Genomic DNA, 19,129 nt, shown 5'->3' on the forward strand with positions numbered 1-19,129 from the left:
TTGGGTATTTTTTAGCGAATTATTTTTTTGTTAATGATAAGTTGTTCATTTGTAGTTAATTGAATAATTAAGACTTGATTGGGGATTTGGTCAATTGAAATTTCAAAATGTGAGCTATCGCAGTTTCGTTTCTCAAGTAATAATCTTCCACTTAAATCATAAACTTTTATATTATCAATTGTAATTTTTCCAGCAAAAATAGAGACTTTAGATGACTGTTGTGAAATGATTATTTGATTAACATCAACTTTTGGAGTGTCAATATTCAAGCTATTTCGATAAACAATTTTAAATCGGTTAGGGAATATGCCTGAAGCGGTTGTAAATTCATATTCGCCCGATTTTAAGTTGACAGTTTGTAAATTATTATTGTCTGTAAGATAAACAGGTTGCTCTTCGGAGAAAATTCCGTCAAACTGTGAAAGCGAAATACTGAAACTTCCGGCAACATTTGTTTTGAAATAAAGCGGCACCTCGTCTTCAGTATTGAATGGTAAGTTTCTTCCCTGAATGGCTAATTCCGTATTATTTACCATCGTACTTAAGGATAATGGACTGTCATCAAAATATTTCCCATCTATGCCATAATCTAAACCTTCGGTTGCACCTTGCATATAACCAATGAGTGTTTGTCCTATGATTTCGTTGTTTAATTTTAAATCAAGCCAAATACGGTGTTTTTCCACAGTTTGTTCATCAGCATTTCTAAAAAATGAGGTATTGGCATTTTGACGCATATTGTTATGGAACAAAAGGTTATTTTGCATAGCATTTTGTTTCACTTTTACAAAAAATCCTTGTGCGGTATTAATCGCATTGTTTGGATCCATTGCAGCACTTTCAGGCTGAACGCTCGTTACTCCTAAGCCAGTTGTGGTAGCATATCCTGTTCCAGGAACGCCATTTCTTTTTCTCCAAAACCAGATTGTTCCGTCAATTGCATTTTGATTGGCAGCAAAAAAAGAGCTGATTGAAATAGCTGATGGATAAGGATTTCCAACTAAATTGTAACCATTGTTTTCAGCAGATAAATTATAAGAGATTGTTCCGTTTTGAGGAATTCCAATAAAACTTCCGGTGTAAACTTGTCCTGGGGTTGAAGTATTTTGGTAACCCAAATAATGGTCTGGGCTTCTTATCAGGTATCCCTTTGCTGGAAGAAAATTATACGTTGCCGGAGCATTTGCGGGAAAAATGGTTTCGTAAGCACCATTTGTTCCGGTTGAAGAATTGTAACTGTAAAATCTATCCAACAAAGTTTCTGGAGAAAAACTACGTAAGTTTTGTCCGGAAACTGGTGACGACCATAAGGTATAATCATAGCGATACATCGGCGAACTATCCCGTTTTACCAATATACTTCCAACATTTAAACTGTTATTCGTTTGAATTAAATTTCCATTGCTTTCCACCTGGAAACTATTTTCATTTGCTTCATTTACCACACTATTGATAACAACAATTGCAGTATTGGGTTCAATATTAAGCGTTCCCTCCGCAGTAATAGTAAGGCTTAAAGCGGTAAAACCTCCGTTAACGTAAGTATTATATTCTCCATTAATTACAGCGTTTAACGAAGCTGTTGGTTCTCCATATGTCCAGGAAGTTCCATTCCAAGTTGTGGTTGTTGGTGCCGTAATTATAAATGTTGCAGCAGTAGTTTGAACATTATTACAAGTATTGAAAACGGTAACGCTCGCATTTCCTTGTACCGCTAAATCAGCCGCAGAAACATTTGCCGTCAATTGCGTTGAACTTACGAAAGTGGTTGTTTTTTCAACATTATTCCATCGAATGATACTTTGTCCGTTTACAAAATTACTTCCATTTACAGTTAAGATAAAAGATTCTGAACCAGCAGGTTGAGTTGAAGGAGAAATGGTTTCCACAACAGGATTTGATTGTACATTTACAATAACTTCTTGGCGTGGACTTTTTATGGCGTCGAATTTCCAATTAAAAAATTGCATCGAATTTCCGCTACCGCTATTTCCGGTTATCGACACGGCTTCGTTACTTAAAGGGTAACTGTAACCAGAAGTAGCTGTTACGACAGTTCTAGTAGATTCACGTAAAACCAAGCGCAAATTATTTTGTGCAGGAACGAAAAAGTCTAAAATAACCTCTTGTCTTCCAGAACTGGGAACTGAAACTACTTTTGACTCTAACATTTCGCCAGTACTATTCTGTAATTCGATAAGGACATCGCCAGCATTGGATAAATTAATTTCAACACTTTTTAGCTTAACTGGAACTGTTGCATTAAAAATCGAATAGCGGTTGGCAGAATTGGCAGCGGTAACATTTGTGGTCGTAAATCCCGTTGGGTTTATCGCCGTCAATAACGTTTGACTTTCAACAAAATAAGAACGAGATGCGGTTAAATTTGGCGACGTAAAATTATTTCCAGAACCTAAAACAGTTGTACTATTTATGCTGTCAAACCACTGTAAATTACTTCCCGTAGCCGATAAATTAGCAGATTGGTTTTCACAAATCGTAACATCATCTGCTAGTGGAATTGCAGTGGTTGCCACCATTTGCACATTTAAAACCGTAGCAAAATTATTACTTATCGTTACGTTTCTGGTTTGAGAAATATAGCCTGGTGCTTCAAAAATCACGTTATAATTTCCAGCAATTTGCACTTTGTAATAATCGCCTAAAATTCCGGTTTTAACCCAGGAACCCATTTTATCTTGAGAAGCCACATAAACTTTTGCCGAAACAGGGTTTCCTGAAGCATCAGTCACTTTTCCTTGTAAACCATAATTAGCTTGTTTTACAAAATCTAAAAGTGCTTTACGATTTCTGTCCCAATAAAAAGGTAGATTAGCTGCCGAAGGCGTTTTTTGAGCGGAAATTTCTATTGTAATTTCTTTGTTGTGATTGAAAAAATTATTCCAATCTTGTCTTCCACCGTAAACGGAATACCATGCGGCACCATTCGTAGTTCCAGGATATTGACCAGAATTTATCACATCGTCCATATAATTTTGATTATTATCTGCTTCCTGACAATTATGAGCATATTCTGTAGAAATAAATTTAAAATAGTTGTCATGCGGATGAATACTGAAATTAGACGTTCCGGGAGTGGTAGAAGTATCCCAAGGAAAATTTATTACTTCAACACCACCGTGGTAATTGGCAGCCAACACGAAATTATGATTTTTTTCAAAGTTCATAAATGCTGCCGTTTCAGGTTGGTATGCTTGGTTGTCTGGATGTAATCCATCAATTGCATCGGGATAATTTCGGTTAAGGTCAATATTGTTAGCATTGCCTCGAGTAGCCGTATTTCCAGAAGAATTATAAATATCATTTGTAGCAGCTCGATAGGATCCATCAGGATTTGCAAGCGGACAAATATAAATTTGAGTATTGTTCACAATATTTGCAACCTCAGGATCTGTGCTGTATCGCGTTAACAAATAATCTATAAAACGAAGCATCGTAGGATATCCCGTAATTTCGTCGCCATGCATTGATGAAGTGTACAAAAATTCGGGCTCGGTTTCATGGGTTTGTGCGTTGTCAGAAATTTTTAAAACTAATAATTTTCGACCTCTAATGGTAGTGCCTATTTCTTCAAGCTTACATAAATTAGGATAAGCACTTGCCCAATATTGCATTTTTGCCACATATTGAGAATATCTAGGATAAGCATTCCAAGTATCGTCCCAAGCAGCAGTTGCAAATGTGGTGTATTCATCAGCTTCAAAGACATTATCCGCATCATTTACTTCGAAAGGTAAACCATAGGTTAAAAATTTTTCAAACTGATCTTTGTTAGCATACGCTTCCACCCGAAGCAATACAGGATCGACCACTTTATGGCTAATCGATAAAAATCGGGCAAGTTCTTTAAATTGATTTTGGCTGGTGGCTTTAAATTGAAATACAACTTCGCCTTTTTCTTGGAGATAGTAGTTGGCTCTCTCGCGAGGTGTTTGATTTTTTACTTGGGCAAAAGTTGTGCTCATAGCAAAAACGCACAACAAAACCAGCAGGGGAATAGTTCTGTTCATGTTAATATTAGATTTGGGTATGGCAAACGTAAGAAAATTTTTGTTTTAAAAGTTAAAATTTTTAAAAAAAAATAATTTATTAATGATTCACTAACATTATTGATAATCAAAAAAATAGTTTTTTCATCTGAAAATGTTTGAGTAAATTTGCCGCTTATTTTCGAAAACAGTGCAAAAAGAAATAGTTGTAATTATTGGTGGTCCTGGAACCGGAAAAACAACAATCATTGACGGATTACTATCCAAAGGTTATTGTTGTTATCCCGAAATTTCTCGTGAAATCACTTTAGAAGCCCGAAAACAAGGAATCGAACAATTATTTCTCGAAAACCCGTTGCTTTTTTCCGAACTTTTATTGGAAGGGCGAAAAAAGCAATACAAGCAAGCCTGTGAAGAAAATTGCGAAGTGGTTTTTATAGACCGCGGAATTCCCGATGTTTTAGCATACATGCATTACATTGGCGATGCTTACCCTGCTTTCTTCGATGAAGCTTGTCGAGAATATCAATACACCAAAATTTTTATTCTACCGCCGTGGGAAGAAATTTATGAAAGCGATGATGCCCGATACGAAAACTACGAACAAGCTACTTTAATTTACAAACATCTCAAAGAAACTTACGAAAACTACGGTTATTCTTTAATAGAAGTTCCAAAAGATACTTTAGATAACAGAATTCTTTTTATCTTGGGGCATCTTTCGAAGTAGCAATATGCAAAAACCCTTAGAATTACTACAAAAATTTTTTGGTCATACAAATTTTCGTACTCCGCAAGCCGAAATTATCGACGCCGTTCTAAACGGAAATGATGCTTTTGCATTAATGCCAACTGGAGGTGGGAAATCTATTTGCTTTCAAATTCCGGGCTTGTTGAAACCTGGATTATGCTTGGTGATTTCGCCGTTAATCGCACTAATGAAAGATCAAGTTGAAAATCTCAAAAAAAAAAACATCAAAGCAGTAGCCTTAACCGGCGGACTTTCAATTGATGATATTTCTACAGTATTAGATAATTGTCAATACGGCGGCATAAAATTTTTATATCTTTCACCCGAAAGACTGCAATCTGACTGGATTGTGGAACGATTAAAAAATTTAAATCTAAACCTTATAGCTATTGACGAAGCACATTGCGTATCGCAATGGGGACACGATTTCAGACCCGCATTTTTGAAAATCTCTAATCTAAAAGACACTTTTTCTAATGTACCTTTTCTAGCATTAACCGCCACAGCAACACCTCGTGTGCAGGAAGATGTGATTGAAAATTTAGGTTTGCAACATCCGCAAATCTTTAAAAAATCCTTCGCCAGAGAAAATTTGGCATACATGATTTATGATGCCGAAGATAAACTGTTCAAAGTTTCGAGAATTTTACAAAAATACCAGCAACCGTCGATTATTTATGTAAGGAACAGAAAATCAGCTTCCGAAACAGTCGCACATTTGCAACATTTGGGCATCACAGCAACTTTTTATCACGGAGGTTTGCAAGTCAAAGAAAAAGAAACCAACATGCAATTATGGATGGAGGAAAAAGTTCAGGTAATGGTGGCCACAAACGCTTTTGGGATGGGAATTGACAAGCCAAATGTAAAAACTGTTTTTCATATTCAACTACCAGATAATCTGGAAAATTATTACCAAGAAGCTGGTCGAGCTGGACGAAATGGTGAAAAAGCATTTGCGGTTTGCTTGCAAAGTCCGTCGGATACAAAATTTACTGAGAATCAGGTTCTTGGAAATCTTCCGGATGAGGCATTTCTTAAAATAATTTTTAAAAAAATGTGTAGTTTCCTTAACATCGCTTATGGTGAAGGTATCGACGAACGCTTTTCATTTAACTTAAATCATTTTTGTACGCAATATAATTTTCCAGTTTTAAAAACTTATAATGCGCTCCAATTTTTAGATAGGCAAGGAGTTATTACACTTTCGCAAGAATTTTCGCAGCAAATCATGTTACAGTTTTTGTTAGAATCCAAAGAAATCATTCGATATATAAGCCTAAATCCGCAGGATGACGAGATTATTACGGTTATTTTAAGAAATTATCCCGGAATTTATGACACGCTAACCGCTATTAATGTTTCGCTTATTGCAAAAAAATCCGGGAAACAGGAAAGTGCCGTTTTGGTGGTTTTGCAAAAGTTACACCAACGAGGGATTGCAGATTATTATGCCAAAAACAACGATTCTTCGTTTATAATGAACGAAATTAGGGAAGATGACCTTACAATTAATAGGATTTCCAAACATTTGAAAAAGCAAAATCAGCTAAAAAAAACACAATTACAAGCCGTTTTAAATTATGTAAATAATCGAGAACTATGTAATAGCCAAAAATTGTTAGAATATTTTGGCGAAAAAAAACCCGAAAGATGTGGCATTTGCTCAGTTTGTGTAGAACAAAAAACTTCTACCGAAGAATATTTTGAAATTAAAAAGTTAATTTTGGAATTACTTAAAACTTCACCCAAATCCTCAAGAGAATTACAGGAAAATTCGGGGTTTTCTTCTAAGCAACTTATCTTTGCCTTACAACAATTGTTAGATGAAGGGAAAATTTTAGTATCATCTACAAACAAATACAGTTTAAAAAAATGGAAAAATTAAAAATTGTTTTCATGGGAACACCCGACTTTGCGGTTGGAATTTTGGATGCAATTATTCAAAAAAAATATGATGTCGTTGGCGTAATTACCGCTGCTGATAAACCTGCCGGTCGCGGACAAAAAATTAAATATTCTGCGGTAAAAGAATATGCCTTACAAAACAATTTGAAGCTTTTACAACCCACTAATTTAAAAGATGAAAATTTTTTAAAAGAATTAAAAGCTTTAGACGCTACTTTACAAGTAGTAGTCGCATTTCGAATGTTACCCGAAGTGGTATGGAAAATGCCAAGTTTGGGAACTTTTAACCTTCACGCATCCTTGTTACCAAATTATCGTGGAGCGGCACCAATTAACTGGGCAATTATCAATGGTGAAAAAAATACCGGTGTTACAACCTTTTTTATTGATGATAAAATTGACACTGGAGCAATGATTTTGAGTAAAAAAATAGAAATTACCGATGACGAAAATGCCGGCGTTTTACACGATAAACTGATGAATCTCGGAAAAAATGCGGTAATCGAAACGCTCGAACTTATTAAAAATAATAATGTAAATACAGAAATTCAGCAAGAAACCCAAGGTCTAAAAACGGCATATAAACTCAATAAAGACAACTGCAAAATTGATTTTTCACAGTCAGGTAAAGCCATTTATAATTTAATTCGTGGCTTGTCCCCTTATCCTGGGGCTTGGTGTTTTTTTGAAGACTCAGGGAACCAATGGAGTGTCAAAATTTTCGAGGCTAAATTTGAAAAAGAAACTCATTCGGTTTCTGTTGGAAAAATTATAACTGACAAAAAAAATCTTAAAATAGCAGTAACTGACGGTTGGATTGTAATATTACAGCTACAATTTCCTGGAAAGAAAAATTTAAAAGTACATGAATTTTTAAATGGCATCTCTTTTTCCGAAAATGCAAAAGCTTTCTAAAGCCTTGTAAACCCTGATTTTTGAATATTTTTTAAAAAAGCAAGTTGGTTTTATTAACAATAACAGAAAGTTATTAACATTTTAACAAAAAAGCGTTGTGAAGCCTTGGATAGTAAGGAAATCCTACTAAATTTGTTTTGATTAACACAATGTTTAACCAACAATTAAAACAATTATCATGAACAAATCAGAATTAATTGATGCTATTGCTGCTGACGCAGGAATTTCTAAAGCAGCTGCAAAATTAGCATTAGAGTCACTTTTAAACAACGTAGGTAAAACTTTAAAAAGTGGTGGAAGAGTATCTTTAGTAGGTTTTGGATCTTGGTCAGTTTCTGATAGAGCTGCAAGAGAAGGTAGAAATCCACAAACAGGAAAAGCAATCAAAATTGCTGCTAAAAAAGTAGTTAAATTCAAAGCTGGTGCTGAACTAGAAGGTGGATTAAACTAAATCTTGCATCCTAAAAAAATATAAAGCCTTCTGATTTGCTCAGGAGGTTTTTTATTTTGCGCCAGTCTGTATTTGGTTAAGTAAAAATAAATTAATAAATTTAGTTCAAATTCACTCCAAATGATTTCAGAAAAACTTAAAAAAGGCGCGTTACTCATCGCAGAACCCTCTATAATGGGAGACCTTTCTTTCAACAGGTCTGTAGTTCTTTTGGCTGATCACAACGAGGAAGGATCGGTTGGGTTTATTTTAAATAAGCCACTTGAGTACACCATTCAAGATCTTATCCCCGAAATCCACTCAAAATTTAAAATTTATAACGGAGGTCCTGTTGAACAAGACAATCTTTATTTTATTCACACGGTTCCGGAAATGATTCCTAACAGTATTGAAATTTCAAATGGAATTTTTTGGGGGGGCGATTTTGACTCGATTAAAGAATTAATTAATGACGGCAAAATTAGTAGAAATAACATTCGGTTTTTTTTAGGCTACACAGGTTGGGAAGCAGGACAACTGGAGCGAGAAATGATGGCAAGCTCATGGATTTTGTCCCGAAACATCTATGAAAATAAAATTATTGCCAAATCAACTACTAATTTTTGGAAAGAAAAAATAGTAGAATTAGGAGGTGATTATCTCATTTGGAGTAATGCTCCTGAAAATCCTATTTTAAATTAAGCAAAACGAATTTGCGCATTCAAGCGTTTAGTAATTTCCGAAGCAATTACAGCCGTAAAATCTTTTTTTCTATACTTTGTAATTGGTTGTAAGCCGGAAATCACATTCGTAATAAAAAGTTCATCCGCTTTTTGAAGATCAAAAGGAGAAATTGCTGATTCAAGAACTTCAATATTTTCTAGTTTTTTCGCAATTGCCAAAACTTGTTTTCTCATAATTCCGTTTAAACAACCCTCAGAGAGTGGAGGAGTAACAAGGTGATTTCCAGTTAACATAAAAATATTTCCATTCAAGGCTTCTACAATATTTTTGCTATCGTTAATCAACAGACAATTTTGATAACCATTTTCCGACGCAAAAATATTTCCGGCAACATTTAAAATCCTATTATTTGTTTTTAAAGTCGAAAGCAAGTGTTTGGTTATTGTAAAATCCTTGTAAATTTCTACTTCGTACTCTTTTTTATTGTCGCTATAAATTTTTTCGGCCAAAGGTTGAGCCGTAACTACAAAACTAACAGATCGATCTTCCGGTAAATAAAAACCATTGCCATTTCTAAAAACCGACAATCTAGCTCTACCGGCATTTTCACAATTGTTGGCAACAGCGGTTCCAAGTAATTGATTTTCAAAAAAATCCATGGTAAAATCCATCGGAATGTCCATTCTCACAATTCGCATCGAAGCCATCAACCGGAAATAATGATCTTCTAAAAACAACACTTTCCCATCTAAAACCCTAACGGTTTCAAATACCGAATCTCCATAAAGAAACCCCCTGTTTAAAGCATTCAATTGATGATTGTCGCTGATATTTCCGTTTAAATTTACCATAAAAAAAGCCCTGAAAAAATTCAGGGCAAATATAAGGTTAATCTCGCAAACAAGCGTTAAACTGAGCCGATAACGTGTTTTAAATCCGAAATCTGATTGTCCCACAATTGTTTAGATTCGTCAATTTCATCTTCAACGGCAAAATCCACCACCATTAGCGAAACGTCTTTAGTAATTTCATCTACCAAAATTCTAAGCTCAAAAAAATATTCGCCATCCTTTCCATCATCACCAATCCAGCGAAATTTTACTTTCTCGCCCGTTTTCTTTGAAGCCAAACGTGCTTTTTCTTCAGCATCGTTCCAGATAAAAGTAAAGATTTCGCCACGAGAATTTACATTGTCAGCAAACCATTCGGACAGTCCAGACGGCGTTGAGATATATTGGTAAAGCAGTTGAGGTGAGGAAGTTAGCGGGAATTCAAGTTCGTAGCGTATTTTATTTTCCATGAAGTTCATATTTTTTTCGAAATATATAGAATATTAATAACATAAATGCAATTTTAAAAATAATTTTTTTTGCGCTCGAAAAAATTTGGAAGCTATGAATTTAGTAGTATATTTGCACCCGCATTCAAGAATGCATTTAACCACGGCGAGGTAGCTCAGTTGGTTAGAGCGCAGGATTCATAACCCTGAGGTCGAGAGTTCAAATCTCTCTCTCGCTACAAAATTTCCCTAATCTTCACTGGTTGGGGATTTTTTTTGTCATTTCCCCAATTTACTTTTACAAAATTTTTTCGGGCGTGCCCTTTAGTGCCCAGAAATATTCTGCTTAAAAACCAACATTTTTCAAGGCACAAAAGGTCGGGCTTTCCGCTATATCTTTTCAGTAATTGCCCCCGGATTGACATCCAGGCAATTCCTAAAAAGGATGCCGCTGCAATCCCTCACGCACAAAACTGCTCAGCTAAACACATTTCATTCCAAAAATACTTTCAGTTTGCCAAATCTAAATATGGATATCTGAATCCAAAATACTATATTTGCGTTTATTTTAATTTAAAAAATGGACAAGAAAACAGAGGAGTTCTACGAAAGATTAAAACAAGAATTAGATAACGCAAATACTTGGCCTGCAGAATATTTATTCAAATTTATAGTACCAAGCGATCCACAAAAAATTCTAGAAGTCGAAAATGCATTTAACGCCATGGGTGCCGTCATCAATACCAACCAGTCGAAAAACGGAAAATTTACAAGCGTTTCAGTTAATGTAAGAATGACAAGTGCACAAAGCATCGTGGACAAATACATCGAAGTTTCCCATATCGAAGGAATAATTTCGCTCTAAAAAACAACAACAATATGTACATCAAAGAAAACGCACACGACACTGTGCAACATCTTGAATATAACGCCGAAAGACCGCATTTAATAATTCCCGAATATGGAAGACATCTGCAAAAATTAATCGACCAAGCTACTGAAATTCAAGATCGTACCGAACGTAACAAAGCCGCAAAATATATCATAAGTGTTTTAGGGACTTTAAATCCACATTTACGAGATGTGCCTGATTTTCAGCATAAATTGTGGGACCAGTTATTCATTATGTCTGATTTCAAAATTGATGTTGATTCGCCTTATCCGGTGCCTTCAAGGGAGATGTTACAACAAAAACCAGATCGACTACAATACCCGCAAAATTTTCCCAAATACCGTTTCTATGGAAACAATATTCAATACATGATTGACGTAGCCAACAAATGGGAAGATAGCGAGTTAAAAAGCGCATTAATTAAAGTGATTGCCAATCACATGAAAAAATCTTATTTGAGTTGGAACAAAGATTCGGTTAAAGACGAAGTGATTTTTGAACATTTGCTGGAAATGTCTGGTGGAAAAATAAATCTTCGCACCACTGCCGAAGAATTACTAGACACAAATGAATTGATTAAAACCAACAAAAAAATGTCTAACAAACATTTTCAAAATCAAAACCAAGGCCAAAACCAAAAATCTAAGTACAACAAAAACAAAAATAAAAACAATAACAATAACCGAAAACAACAATAGCATTCAACTATTACATTTCAAAGAAAAACATACCCGTAGTAAATGGAAACATTCAAAATTGAAGGAGGCGTTTCGTTAAAAGGAGAAATTACGCCTCAAGGAGCTAAAAACGAAGCTTTGCAAATCTTATGTGCGGTTTTGCTCACGCCCGAAAAAGTAACCATCAACAATATTCCGGACATTATTGACGTGAATAAATTGATCACACTTTTAAAAAATTTAGGCGTAAAAATCGAAAAAATTGCCAAAGGTTCTTACACTTTTCAAGCTGATGAGGTAAATGTGGATTACCTTACATCTGACGCTTTTAAAAAGGAGGGAAGCTCACTTCGTGGTTCCATTATGATTGTTGGACCGCTTTTAGCTCGTTTTGGAAAAGGTTATATTCCAAAACCGGGTGGTGACAAAATAGGTAGAAGAAGATTAGATACACATTTTGAAGGTTTCATCAATCTTGGTGCTAATTTCCGTTACAACAAAGAAGATTATTTCTATGGTGTTGAAGCCGAAAAATTAACAGGAACTACCATGTTACTTGACGAAGCTTCGGTAACCGGAACCGCAAATATTTTAATGGCGGCAGTTTTAGCTGAAGGAAAAACGCAAATTTACAATGCTGCTTGCGAACCTTACCTACAACAACTTTCGAAAATGTTGAACAGCATGGGGGCAAAAATCACCGGTGTTGGTTCAAATTTATTAGAAATTGAAGGGGTTGCAGCATTGAAAGGTTGTGAACATACCATTTTGCCAGACATGATTGAAATTGGTTCTTGGATTGGACTTGCCGCCATGACCAGAAGCGAAATCACGATTAAAAACGTAAGTTGGGAAAATCTTGGTGTAATTCCATCAACTTTTAGAAAACTTGGAATTACTTTAGAAAAACGGGGCGACGATATTTACATTCCGGCTCATACAGATGGTTACGAAATTCAAAATTACATTGACGGTTCTATCCTAACCATTGCCGATGCTCCTTGGCCTGGATTCACGCCAGATTTGCTTTCTATCGTTTTGGTAGTGGCAACTCAAGCGAGAGGAAGTGTTTTGATTCACCAAAAAATGTTCGAAAGCCGTTTATTTTTTGTGGACAAATTGATTGATATGGGTGCGAAAATTATATTGTGTGATCCGCATCGAGCTGTTGTAATTGGTCACGATTTTAAATCACAATTAAAAGCAACCACCATGACTTCGCCAGATATTCGAGCAGGAATTTCACTGTTGATTGCAGCGCTTTCAGCTAAAGGAACTAGTATGATTCAAAATATTGAGCAAATTCACCGTGGTTACGAAAACATCGAAGAACGTTTAAAATCTTTAGGTGCAAAAATTGAGACCGTATAGTTTCTTTTTTGAACATTAATAAAAGAAAAAGGGCGTTTCGGTATGAAATGCCCTTTTTCTATTAGTTTAGGATGTTAAGAAATTTCAACCCAAAAACAATTCCATCACTCTGGAAACCACCTTGGTATGATCTTACATAATCCAAACGAAGCATTCTGAATTTTCCAAAACCTAAATTATTTAACCCAACCGAAAATTCGTGATACGGTTTCATTTCAGGAACCGCAATGGCGTGATAACCCACAACCAAATGTGAACGCAACTTGTTCAGCAACGGAATTTTGTTCATGATAAATCCTTTAAAATTATGTTCGCCGTGAAATTCCACATAACTATCATTAGTGCTGTGAGAATAATACGGTAGTAAATTAAACACGTTGAGGTAACGATCAGCCATGCCAACGTGGGTTTGGTTTCCGTTAAAATGTTTGAAATCGGCGAACGAAATTCCGTCGGCATTGAAAAATTTCCCGGCTTTTAAATTCAATCCCATTTCTCCTTTGTTACCAAAAGTTACATCATAAATTGCTCTTGCTGATATAAAATCATAATTATAAAAATCTTCAGTTCCAGCAAAAGCTTTTTCGTATGAAGCAAATAGAGTAGGATATTTGTCGTTTCTCAAATTCAATTTTCCATCTGGTCTTGAAATGTATTCTTGACCAAAATTTATTTGTGCGGTAATCGATGCCTTTGCCAATCGATGCGTTTCAAAAATAGGAATGTCCAAGTCAGGAAACAAAGGGTTGTTCGAGGTAAATTCTTTATCGTTTTTAATCAAAACATAATCCGTATTGTTGTTGAGCGATTTTCTTCGAGAATATTCAACGTTACCAAATAATCGCAAACCATTCGTAACTTCCTGCTGATAGCCCGCACGAACAAAGGTTTTGTCATAATATTTAGCAAAGTTTTCTTTGAAAAATAATGTGGCAACCGAATTTACAATTTGCGGAATTGCAGGCGTTTGGTTGAATTGAACAATCTCACTTCCGGCGGAAGCTGTAAAAAAAGAATGGGTAACATTGTTGAATTTTTTGGTGAAATATCCATAAAATCTAAAACGATCTTCGGCAAAACCATAATTCCCGCGAATGCCAACCGAAGTATAAGTATTTTCATCAGGGTTTCTTTTGTTAAACGAAATTCCGGAATTCAAATACCAACCCTGAACTGTGTTGTAACCCGGAATTTTGATCAATCCATCATATCTAAACGAATAATTTTTGTAAGAATTAGAGTAAGAATAACCCGAAAAAATATCCAGAATTTTAAATCTATTATTTTTGGCATCGATAGAATCCAAATATACTTTCGACTTTTTCAAAGTTTGAATGCTGTCTTTTTTCTGGTAATCGCGAGTTTCTTCATCCGTTAATGGAACCGGACGAATTTGTTGCCAAAAAGAATTTTCTTTTTTATTAGCATCAGCATCAATGGACACAATTTCTTTCGTAAAAGTTTTGTTGTCAAAAGCTTCTTTGAATTCATAATTGCGAAACGCATGGGTAAATTTTCCCGTAAAACCAATGCCAAAAAGTCCGGCTTTAAAATCCATGGTTTGCAAACTTTTCGCCCAAATTTTTTTTTGATTATTATAAGTATAATTTTGCGTAAGCTGCATGGTTTCCATCAGCTCAATTTCTGCGCGATAACCTTTAATGTCAACATCTACGGCATAAATAGCCCAAGAATCTTCCACAATATAAATATGTCCGTCAAAAACAGGTTCGCTATCACGACGCGGAATTAATTTTATTTTGTTAATGGTATTGCCATTTTCATCTTCAAAAGTACCTTCCATTTTAAAGCGGTAATAATTAAAAGCGTTGTTGGCAATTGGCGAAACCATATTAATGTTGAATTTTACATAATTTTGGTAAAAATCATAATCAGTATCCATTGCCGTGTTGTAGCTAAAACCATTATCGTTCCCGCTGATTTTTGAAGCGATAATTTTTTCCTTCAGCTTATCAGGTTTTTGGTAGGTAATTTTCGAAACGGTTTCAGAAAGGTATACAATTCCAGTTCCGGTAGAGTCGAGAATGCCTTCTTCGTCAACGGTTTGTCCCAAAATTTTTTTCGGAGCGTTGATGACTCTAAAAATCCCACGCGAGTAAAAATCAGCGGTAAATTTATCCGTCATTGCAGCATTTTGTTTTTTGGCGGCAATGGCATTTCGAATAATAGCATTTGCCGGATTTTCTTCGGTAGAAATCGTTATTTCTGCCATAGAAATATTTTCTTCTTCCAAGCTTACATTTAAAACGACTGGAAATTGTGTGGCCGAAACTTTTTCTTTTTTGGTTTTAAATCCTAAAAATTGAAAAACCACGGTGTAATTTCCGGGTTTTGTAATGGATAACTCATAGTTTCCATTTTCGTTTGAAGACGTGGCGTTGTAAGTATCTTCGATAAAAATATTTACCGCAGGAAGCGAATTTCCTTGATTGTCAGTTACTTTTCCGCGAATTTGTGCCGAAAGGTTAACTGTGAAAAATAAAAAGAGCAGGCGTAAAAGTAATTTTTGTTTCATAAATGGTGTTTTTTTTTAAAGACGAAATTTTAAGTACAATGGTTGCATCAACCTAAAAAAGAATACAAGGCCAGTTCATAACTTTTCAGTCCGAAGCCTACAATTACACCTTTAACATTGCTGGAAATGTAAGATTGATGCCTAAAATTTTCTCGCGAAAAAGTATTGGAAATATGCACTTCTACTACAGGAGTTTTGATGGCTTTTACGGCATCGCCAATTCCTACAGATGTGTGCGTGTATGCGGCTGCATTGAGAATAATTCCATCACAATCAAAACCATATTCCTGAATTTTGTCAATTATTTCACCTTCAATATTACTTTGAAAATAATGTAAATTAACCGCTGGAAATTTTACTTTTAACTCGTGCAGAAAATCTTCGAATGTGGTGTTTCCGTAAATTTCGGGTTCGCGTTTGCCTAATAAATTGAGATTAGGTCCGTTGATAATGACAATGTTCATGAGTTTGATTTTTGTAAAAATATATATTTTCTGAAGAAATTTGGCACAAAAAAAAACCGTCTCTTAAAAAAAGAAACGGTTCTGAAAATTTGAAATTCTGATTTTTCTTAAAACTTATAACCAAGCGAAACCTGAAAAACTGCATTTTTTACATCGGCATCTTTAGATACTTCGGTTAAACCAATGGTATATCTCGCTTGCGCAAAAAAGCTATCAGTAATGTCAAGCCCTAAACCGCCAGCAAGTGCAAAATCAAAAGAATTATTGCTTCCGCCATCAAGCACATCATCAAATGCTTCTTCTGATTCATTTACCAAAAACGAAAATTGCGGACCAAAGTCGAGACTTAATTTATCCGTTACGATGTAAAATTTCGCCAAAACCGGAACGGACACATAATCAAGATTAAAATCTCCAACTCCATCTACATCAGCACCTTGCGAACTAAATAACGCTTCTGGCTGAATTTTAAAGTTTTCGGTTACGCCAATTTCAACCAAAGCACCAGCATGCCATCCGGTTCTTCCGCTGTAATCAATTCCGTCAACGCCTCCGTTAAAATTTGAGAAGTTTACACCGCCTTTTACTCCAAAACGTACTAATTGCGCTTCGGCAGAAAAACTCACGGCACATAATAATAAGGTTGCAAACAATAATTTTTTCATAATTTGTTAATTTAGGTGGTTAAAATAACACAAGATTTGTTACTCAAATGTAGTAATGATTTCCATGTACACGATTTTTTTTAAGAAACTCTTAGTATTTTTTAGAAAAAACACACAAGAAAACCAATTTTTTTTTTGGTAAGTTGTTTCGTGTTATTTTTTTTTTACATTTGCCATTGTAATTTTAAACTACAACAAACATGAAAAAATTAATTTTATCAGTTGCAGCAGTATGTGCTTTTGGATTTGCTAACGCACAAGATTCATCTACAGATAATGGTGGTCAAACTGCAAAAGGAAAATGGTTAATCGAAGCTAACACAGGTTTTGGTGGTGCTCACGCTGCTGAAACATCTTTCGGTTTAAGTTCAGTTGATGGAGATACTTCTTGGTCAATTGGTGCTGAAGGAGGTTACTTCGTAATGGATGATTTAGCAATCAAAGCTGGTATCGGTTATAACGATATGGGTAATGATGTTTCTGCTTTTTCATACAAAATCGGAGCTAAATATTACATTATGAGCCAAATTCCAGTTCAAGTTGATTATTCTGGTGCTTCAATTAAAGACGCTGACGAAAATCCTTCTTACTTAGGACTTCAAGCTGGTTATGCAATCTTTTTAGGACAAAATGTTTCTATTGAGCCAGGTTTGAAATATAACTTAAGCATGAACAATGATTTTTACGAAGATGTATTCCAAGTAAGAATCGGTTTCGCACTTCACTTCTAAGAAAAAATAGTTTTCTTTATAACAGAAATCCTCCTTTAATCGGGAGGTTTTTTTGTTTTATGTAAGAATATAATTACTATTTTTACGCCAATAATTTAATACAACAAACATGAAAAAATTAATTTTTACACTTGCTGCTGTTGCTGCATTTATGGGAGCAAAAGCTCAGGAAACCGTTGAAGGTGGATTTGCAAAAGGAGATATGTTCATCTCTGGTTCTTTTGGAGTAGAATCTTCTAAAACAGGAGACGAAAAATCAACAGGTTTTGAAGTTGCCCCAAGTTTTGGCGTATTTGTAAGCCCGAACATCGCAATTGGGGGACGTCTTGGTTTTGTTTCTGAAAAAGAAGAAGATGCTACTGATGAACTAACCACAAGCGCTCTTTCTATTGGAGCTTTCGGACGATATTATTTTACACCAGCTTCAAAATTTTCTGTATTTGGTGAATTAGCAGTTGAATATGTTACCGCAAATGTGGATAACGGTATCGTTGATGTAGATGCTAACGGTTTCGGAGTACAATTAGCTCCTGGAATCAGTTATTTTATTGCCAAAAATTTTGCAATCGAAGCTTCTTGGGGTGTATTGAATTACAACACTGCCAAGCCAGATATCGACGGAGCAGAATCGACTAATAATTTCGAATTTGGATTAAATATGCGAGACATTAATTTCGGATTAATTTACAAATTCTAATTTCAAAAAATTAAAACAGAAAACCTCCTTTAACCGGGAGGTTTTTTTATACAAAAATTATCATTTAGGCTTTCGCCAAAAGCATGGCTTGCGCTACCTTTGCATTCCACTTTTACAAAACGCCATGCTCACGCTACACAATATTTCTTTTGGTTATACCGAAAAAAAAGTCATTCACAACATCAGTTTCACTGCCGATGAAGGCAAAAATATCGCCATTATTGGTGAAAGCGGTTGCGGGAAAAGTACACTGCTGAAACTTATTTACGGTTTGTATGACTTAGATGAAGGTGAAATTTTTTTTAATGACAAACAAATACTCGGACCAAAATTTAATCTGATTCCCGGAGAAGATTACATCAAATACCTCGCGCAAGATTTTGACTTGATGCCATACATTACAGTGGAAGAAAATGTAGGGAAATTTCTTTCCAACATTTATCCGGAGGAAAAAAAACAACGCATTTCCGAACTTTTGGCAATGGTAGAAATGAACGAATTTGCACAAACCAAAGCCAAATATTTAAGTGGCGGACAAATGCAACGTGTGGCTTTAGCCCGGGTTTTAGCCGTAGAACCAAAAATTTTATTGCTCGATGAACCTTTTAGTCACATTGATAATTTCCGGAAAAATGCTTTGCGCAGAAATCTTTTTGCTTATCTCAAAAGAAAAAAAATCACCGTAATTGTTGCCACGCATGACAGTGCCGATGCTTTGGCTTTCGCCGATGAAACGCTGGTGATGCAAAACGGGAAGCTGCTCGAATACGGAAATTCTAAAGACATTTATTTCAATCCAAAAAATAAATACACGGCATCGCTTTTTGGTGAAGTCAACGAAATTTCGGTAGAAGATGACAATGGCGAAACAACCAATTTGTTGCTTTATCCGCATCAACTAAAGGTAAATGCCTCAGGATTTATTCAAGTTAGGGTAAAACAATCTTTTTTTAAAGGAAACCGGTATTTGATAAAATCAGTTTTGGACAAGCAAGTTATTTTCTTCGAACATAATACTGCTTTGGAAAATGAAAGTTCGGTTTATTTGGAAGTTAGTAACAAAGTTTTATAATTGCAAGAACAAAAAAATCCCCAAAATTCAATAGACTTCGGGGATTT

The 19,129-nt window shown here is 35.2% G+C and carries 17 protein-coding genes and 1 tRNA gene; 12 read left to right on the forward strand and 6 right to left on the reverse strand.

Features of this window, described 5'->3' with window-relative positions:
- Window positions 1-11 precede the first annotated feature (11 nt).
- Window positions 12-4,031 (reverse strand): M14 family zinc carboxypeptidase, encoded by a 4,020-nt coding sequence (locus GV828_RS04515; protein WP_166536289.1) that lies wholly within the window; start codon window positions 4,029-4,031, stop codon window positions 12-14.
- Window positions 4,032-4,200: 169 nt separating this feature from the next.
- On the opposite strand from GV828_RS04515, the gene GV828_RS04520 reads away from it, so the two are divergent.
- From GV828_RS04520 to GV828_RS04540, 5 genes are all read left to right on the forward strand, one after another.
- A complete protein-coding gene (locus GV828_RS04520) occupies window positions 4,201-4,740 on the forward strand; it encodes an AAA family ATPase (RefSeq protein WP_166536290.1) in 540 nt (179 codons plus the stop codon).
- A gap of 4 nt (window positions 4,741-4,744) precedes the next feature.
- Window positions 4,745-6,649: a RecQ family ATP-dependent DNA helicase gene (locus tag GV828_RS04525; protein WP_166536291.1), complete on the forward strand. Its 1,905-nt coding sequence runs from the start codon at window positions 4,745-4,747 to the stop codon at window positions 6,647-6,649.
- A complete protein-coding gene (fmt, locus tag GV828_RS04530) occupies window positions 6,637-7,584 on the forward strand; it encodes a methionyl-tRNA formyltransferase (protein WP_166536292.1) in 948 nt (315 codons plus the stop codon). The genes GV828_RS04525 and fmt overlap by 13 nt, the downstream gene beginning before the upstream one ends.
- Before the next feature lie 178 nt (window positions 7,585-7,762).
- Complete coding sequence (locus tag GV828_RS04535) at window positions 7,763-8,035, forward strand: HU family DNA-binding protein (protein ID WP_166536293.1); 273 nt, start codon at window positions 7,763-7,765, stop codon at window positions 8,033-8,035.
- Between the two features lie 120 nt (window positions 8,036-8,155).
- Window positions 8,156-8,716, forward strand: a complete 561-nt coding sequence (locus tag GV828_RS04540) for a YqgE/AlgH family protein (protein ID WP_166536294.1) — start codon at window positions 8,156-8,158, stop codon at window positions 8,714-8,716.
- Here GV828_RS04540 and GV828_RS04545 read toward each other — a convergent pair.
- Together GV828_RS04545 and GV828_RS04550 are read right to left on the reverse strand one after the other, a co-directional pair.
- Window positions 8,713-9,549, reverse strand: a complete 837-nt coding sequence (locus GV828_RS04545; RefSeq protein ID WP_166536295.1) for an aminotransferase class IV — start codon at window positions 9,547-9,549, stop codon at window positions 8,713-8,715. The two genes, GV828_RS04540 and GV828_RS04545, sit on opposite strands and share 4 nt — an antisense overlap.
- A 56-nt stretch (window positions 9,550-9,605) precedes the next feature.
- Window positions 9,606-9,998 (reverse strand): START-like domain-containing protein, encoded by a 393-nt coding sequence (locus GV828_RS04550; RefSeq protein ID WP_166536296.1) that lies wholly within the window; start codon window positions 9,996-9,998, stop codon window positions 9,606-9,608.
- A gap of 144 nt (window positions 9,999-10,142) precedes the next feature.
- On the opposite strand from GV828_RS04550, the gene GV828_RS04555 reads away from it, so the two are divergent.
- The 4 genes from GV828_RS04555 to murA all read left to right on the forward strand — a co-directional run bounded on the left by GV828_RS04555 (window position 10,143) and on the right by murA (window position 12,917).
- A tRNA-Met gene (locus GV828_RS04555) sits at window positions 10,143-10,216 on the forward strand.
- Window positions 10,217-10,557: 341 nt separating this feature from the next.
- The gene (locus GV828_RS04560) at window positions 10,558-10,842 is read left to right on the forward strand and encodes a DUF493 family protein (protein WP_166536297.1); all 285 of its coding nucleotides are present in this window, start codon (window positions 10,558-10,560) and stop codon (window positions 10,840-10,842) included.
- Window positions 10,843-10,856: 14 nt separating this feature from the next.
- Window positions 10,857-11,567 carry a DUF4290 domain-containing protein gene (locus GV828_RS04565; RefSeq protein ID WP_166536298.1) on the forward strand — a complete coding sequence of 237 codons (711 nt, stop codon included), beginning with the start codon at window positions 10,857-10,859 and terminating at the stop codon, window positions 11,565-11,567.
- 42 nt (window positions 11,568-11,609) lie between these two features.
- On the forward strand, window positions 11,610-12,917 hold the full coding sequence (murA, locus tag GV828_RS04570) for a UDP-N-acetylglucosamine 1-carboxyvinyltransferase (RefSeq protein ID WP_166536299.1): 1,308 nt from the start codon (window positions 11,610-11,612) through the stop codon (window positions 12,915-12,917).
- A 61-nt stretch (window positions 12,918-12,978) separates the two neighbouring features.
- Here murA and GV828_RS04575 read toward each other — a convergent pair whose 3' ends face one another.
- The 3 genes from GV828_RS04575 to GV828_RS04585 all read right to left on the reverse strand — a co-directional run bounded on the left by GV828_RS04575 (window position 12,979) and on the right by GV828_RS04585 (window position 16,582).
- Window positions 12,979-15,453 carry a DUF5686 and carboxypeptidase regulatory-like domain-containing protein gene (locus GV828_RS04575; RefSeq protein WP_166536300.1) on the reverse strand — a complete coding sequence of 825 codons (2,475 nt, stop codon included), beginning with the start codon at window positions 15,451-15,453 and terminating at the stop codon, window positions 12,979-12,981.
- Between the two features lie 47 nt (window positions 15,454-15,500).
- The gene (gene aroQ / locus GV828_RS04580) at window positions 15,501-15,917 is read right to left on the reverse strand and encodes a type II 3-dehydroquinate dehydratase (protein ID WP_166536301.1); all 417 of its coding nucleotides are present in this window, start codon (window positions 15,915-15,917) and stop codon (window positions 15,501-15,503) included.
- A 107-nt stretch (window positions 15,918-16,024) separates the two neighbouring features.
- Window positions 16,025-16,582: a porin family protein gene (locus GV828_RS04585; protein WP_166536302.1), complete on the reverse strand. Its 558-nt coding sequence runs from the start codon at window positions 16,580-16,582 to the stop codon at window positions 16,025-16,027.
- A gap of 200 nt (window positions 16,583-16,782) precedes the next feature.
- On the opposite strand from GV828_RS04585, the gene GV828_RS04590 reads away from it, so the two are divergent.
- The 3 genes from GV828_RS04590 to GV828_RS04600 all read left to right on the forward strand — a co-directional run bounded on the left by GV828_RS04590 (window position 16,783) and on the right by GV828_RS04600 (window position 19,082).
- Window positions 16,783-17,313 carry a hypothetical protein gene (locus GV828_RS04590; RefSeq protein WP_166536303.1) on the forward strand — a complete coding sequence of 177 codons (531 nt, stop codon included), beginning with the start codon at window positions 16,783-16,785 and terminating at the stop codon, window positions 17,311-17,313.
- Window positions 17,314-17,422: 109 nt separating this feature from the next.
- Window positions 17,423-18,010: a porin family protein gene (locus GV828_RS04595; protein ID WP_166536304.1), complete on the forward strand. Its 588-nt coding sequence runs from the start codon at window positions 17,423-17,425 to the stop codon at window positions 18,008-18,010.
- A gap of 124 nt (window positions 18,011-18,134) precedes the next feature.
- Complete coding sequence (locus tag GV828_RS04600; RefSeq protein WP_166536305.1) at window positions 18,135-19,082, forward strand: ABC transporter ATP-binding protein; 948 nt, start codon at window positions 18,135-18,137, stop codon at window positions 19,080-19,082.
- Window positions 19,083-19,129 lie beyond the last annotated feature (47 nt).

Origin of the sequence: Flavobacterium ichthyis, from assembly GCF_009915155.1 — a bacterium.
GTDB lineage: Bacteria > Bacteroidota > Bacteroidia > Flavobacteriales > Flavobacteriaceae > Flavobacterium > Flavobacterium ichthyis.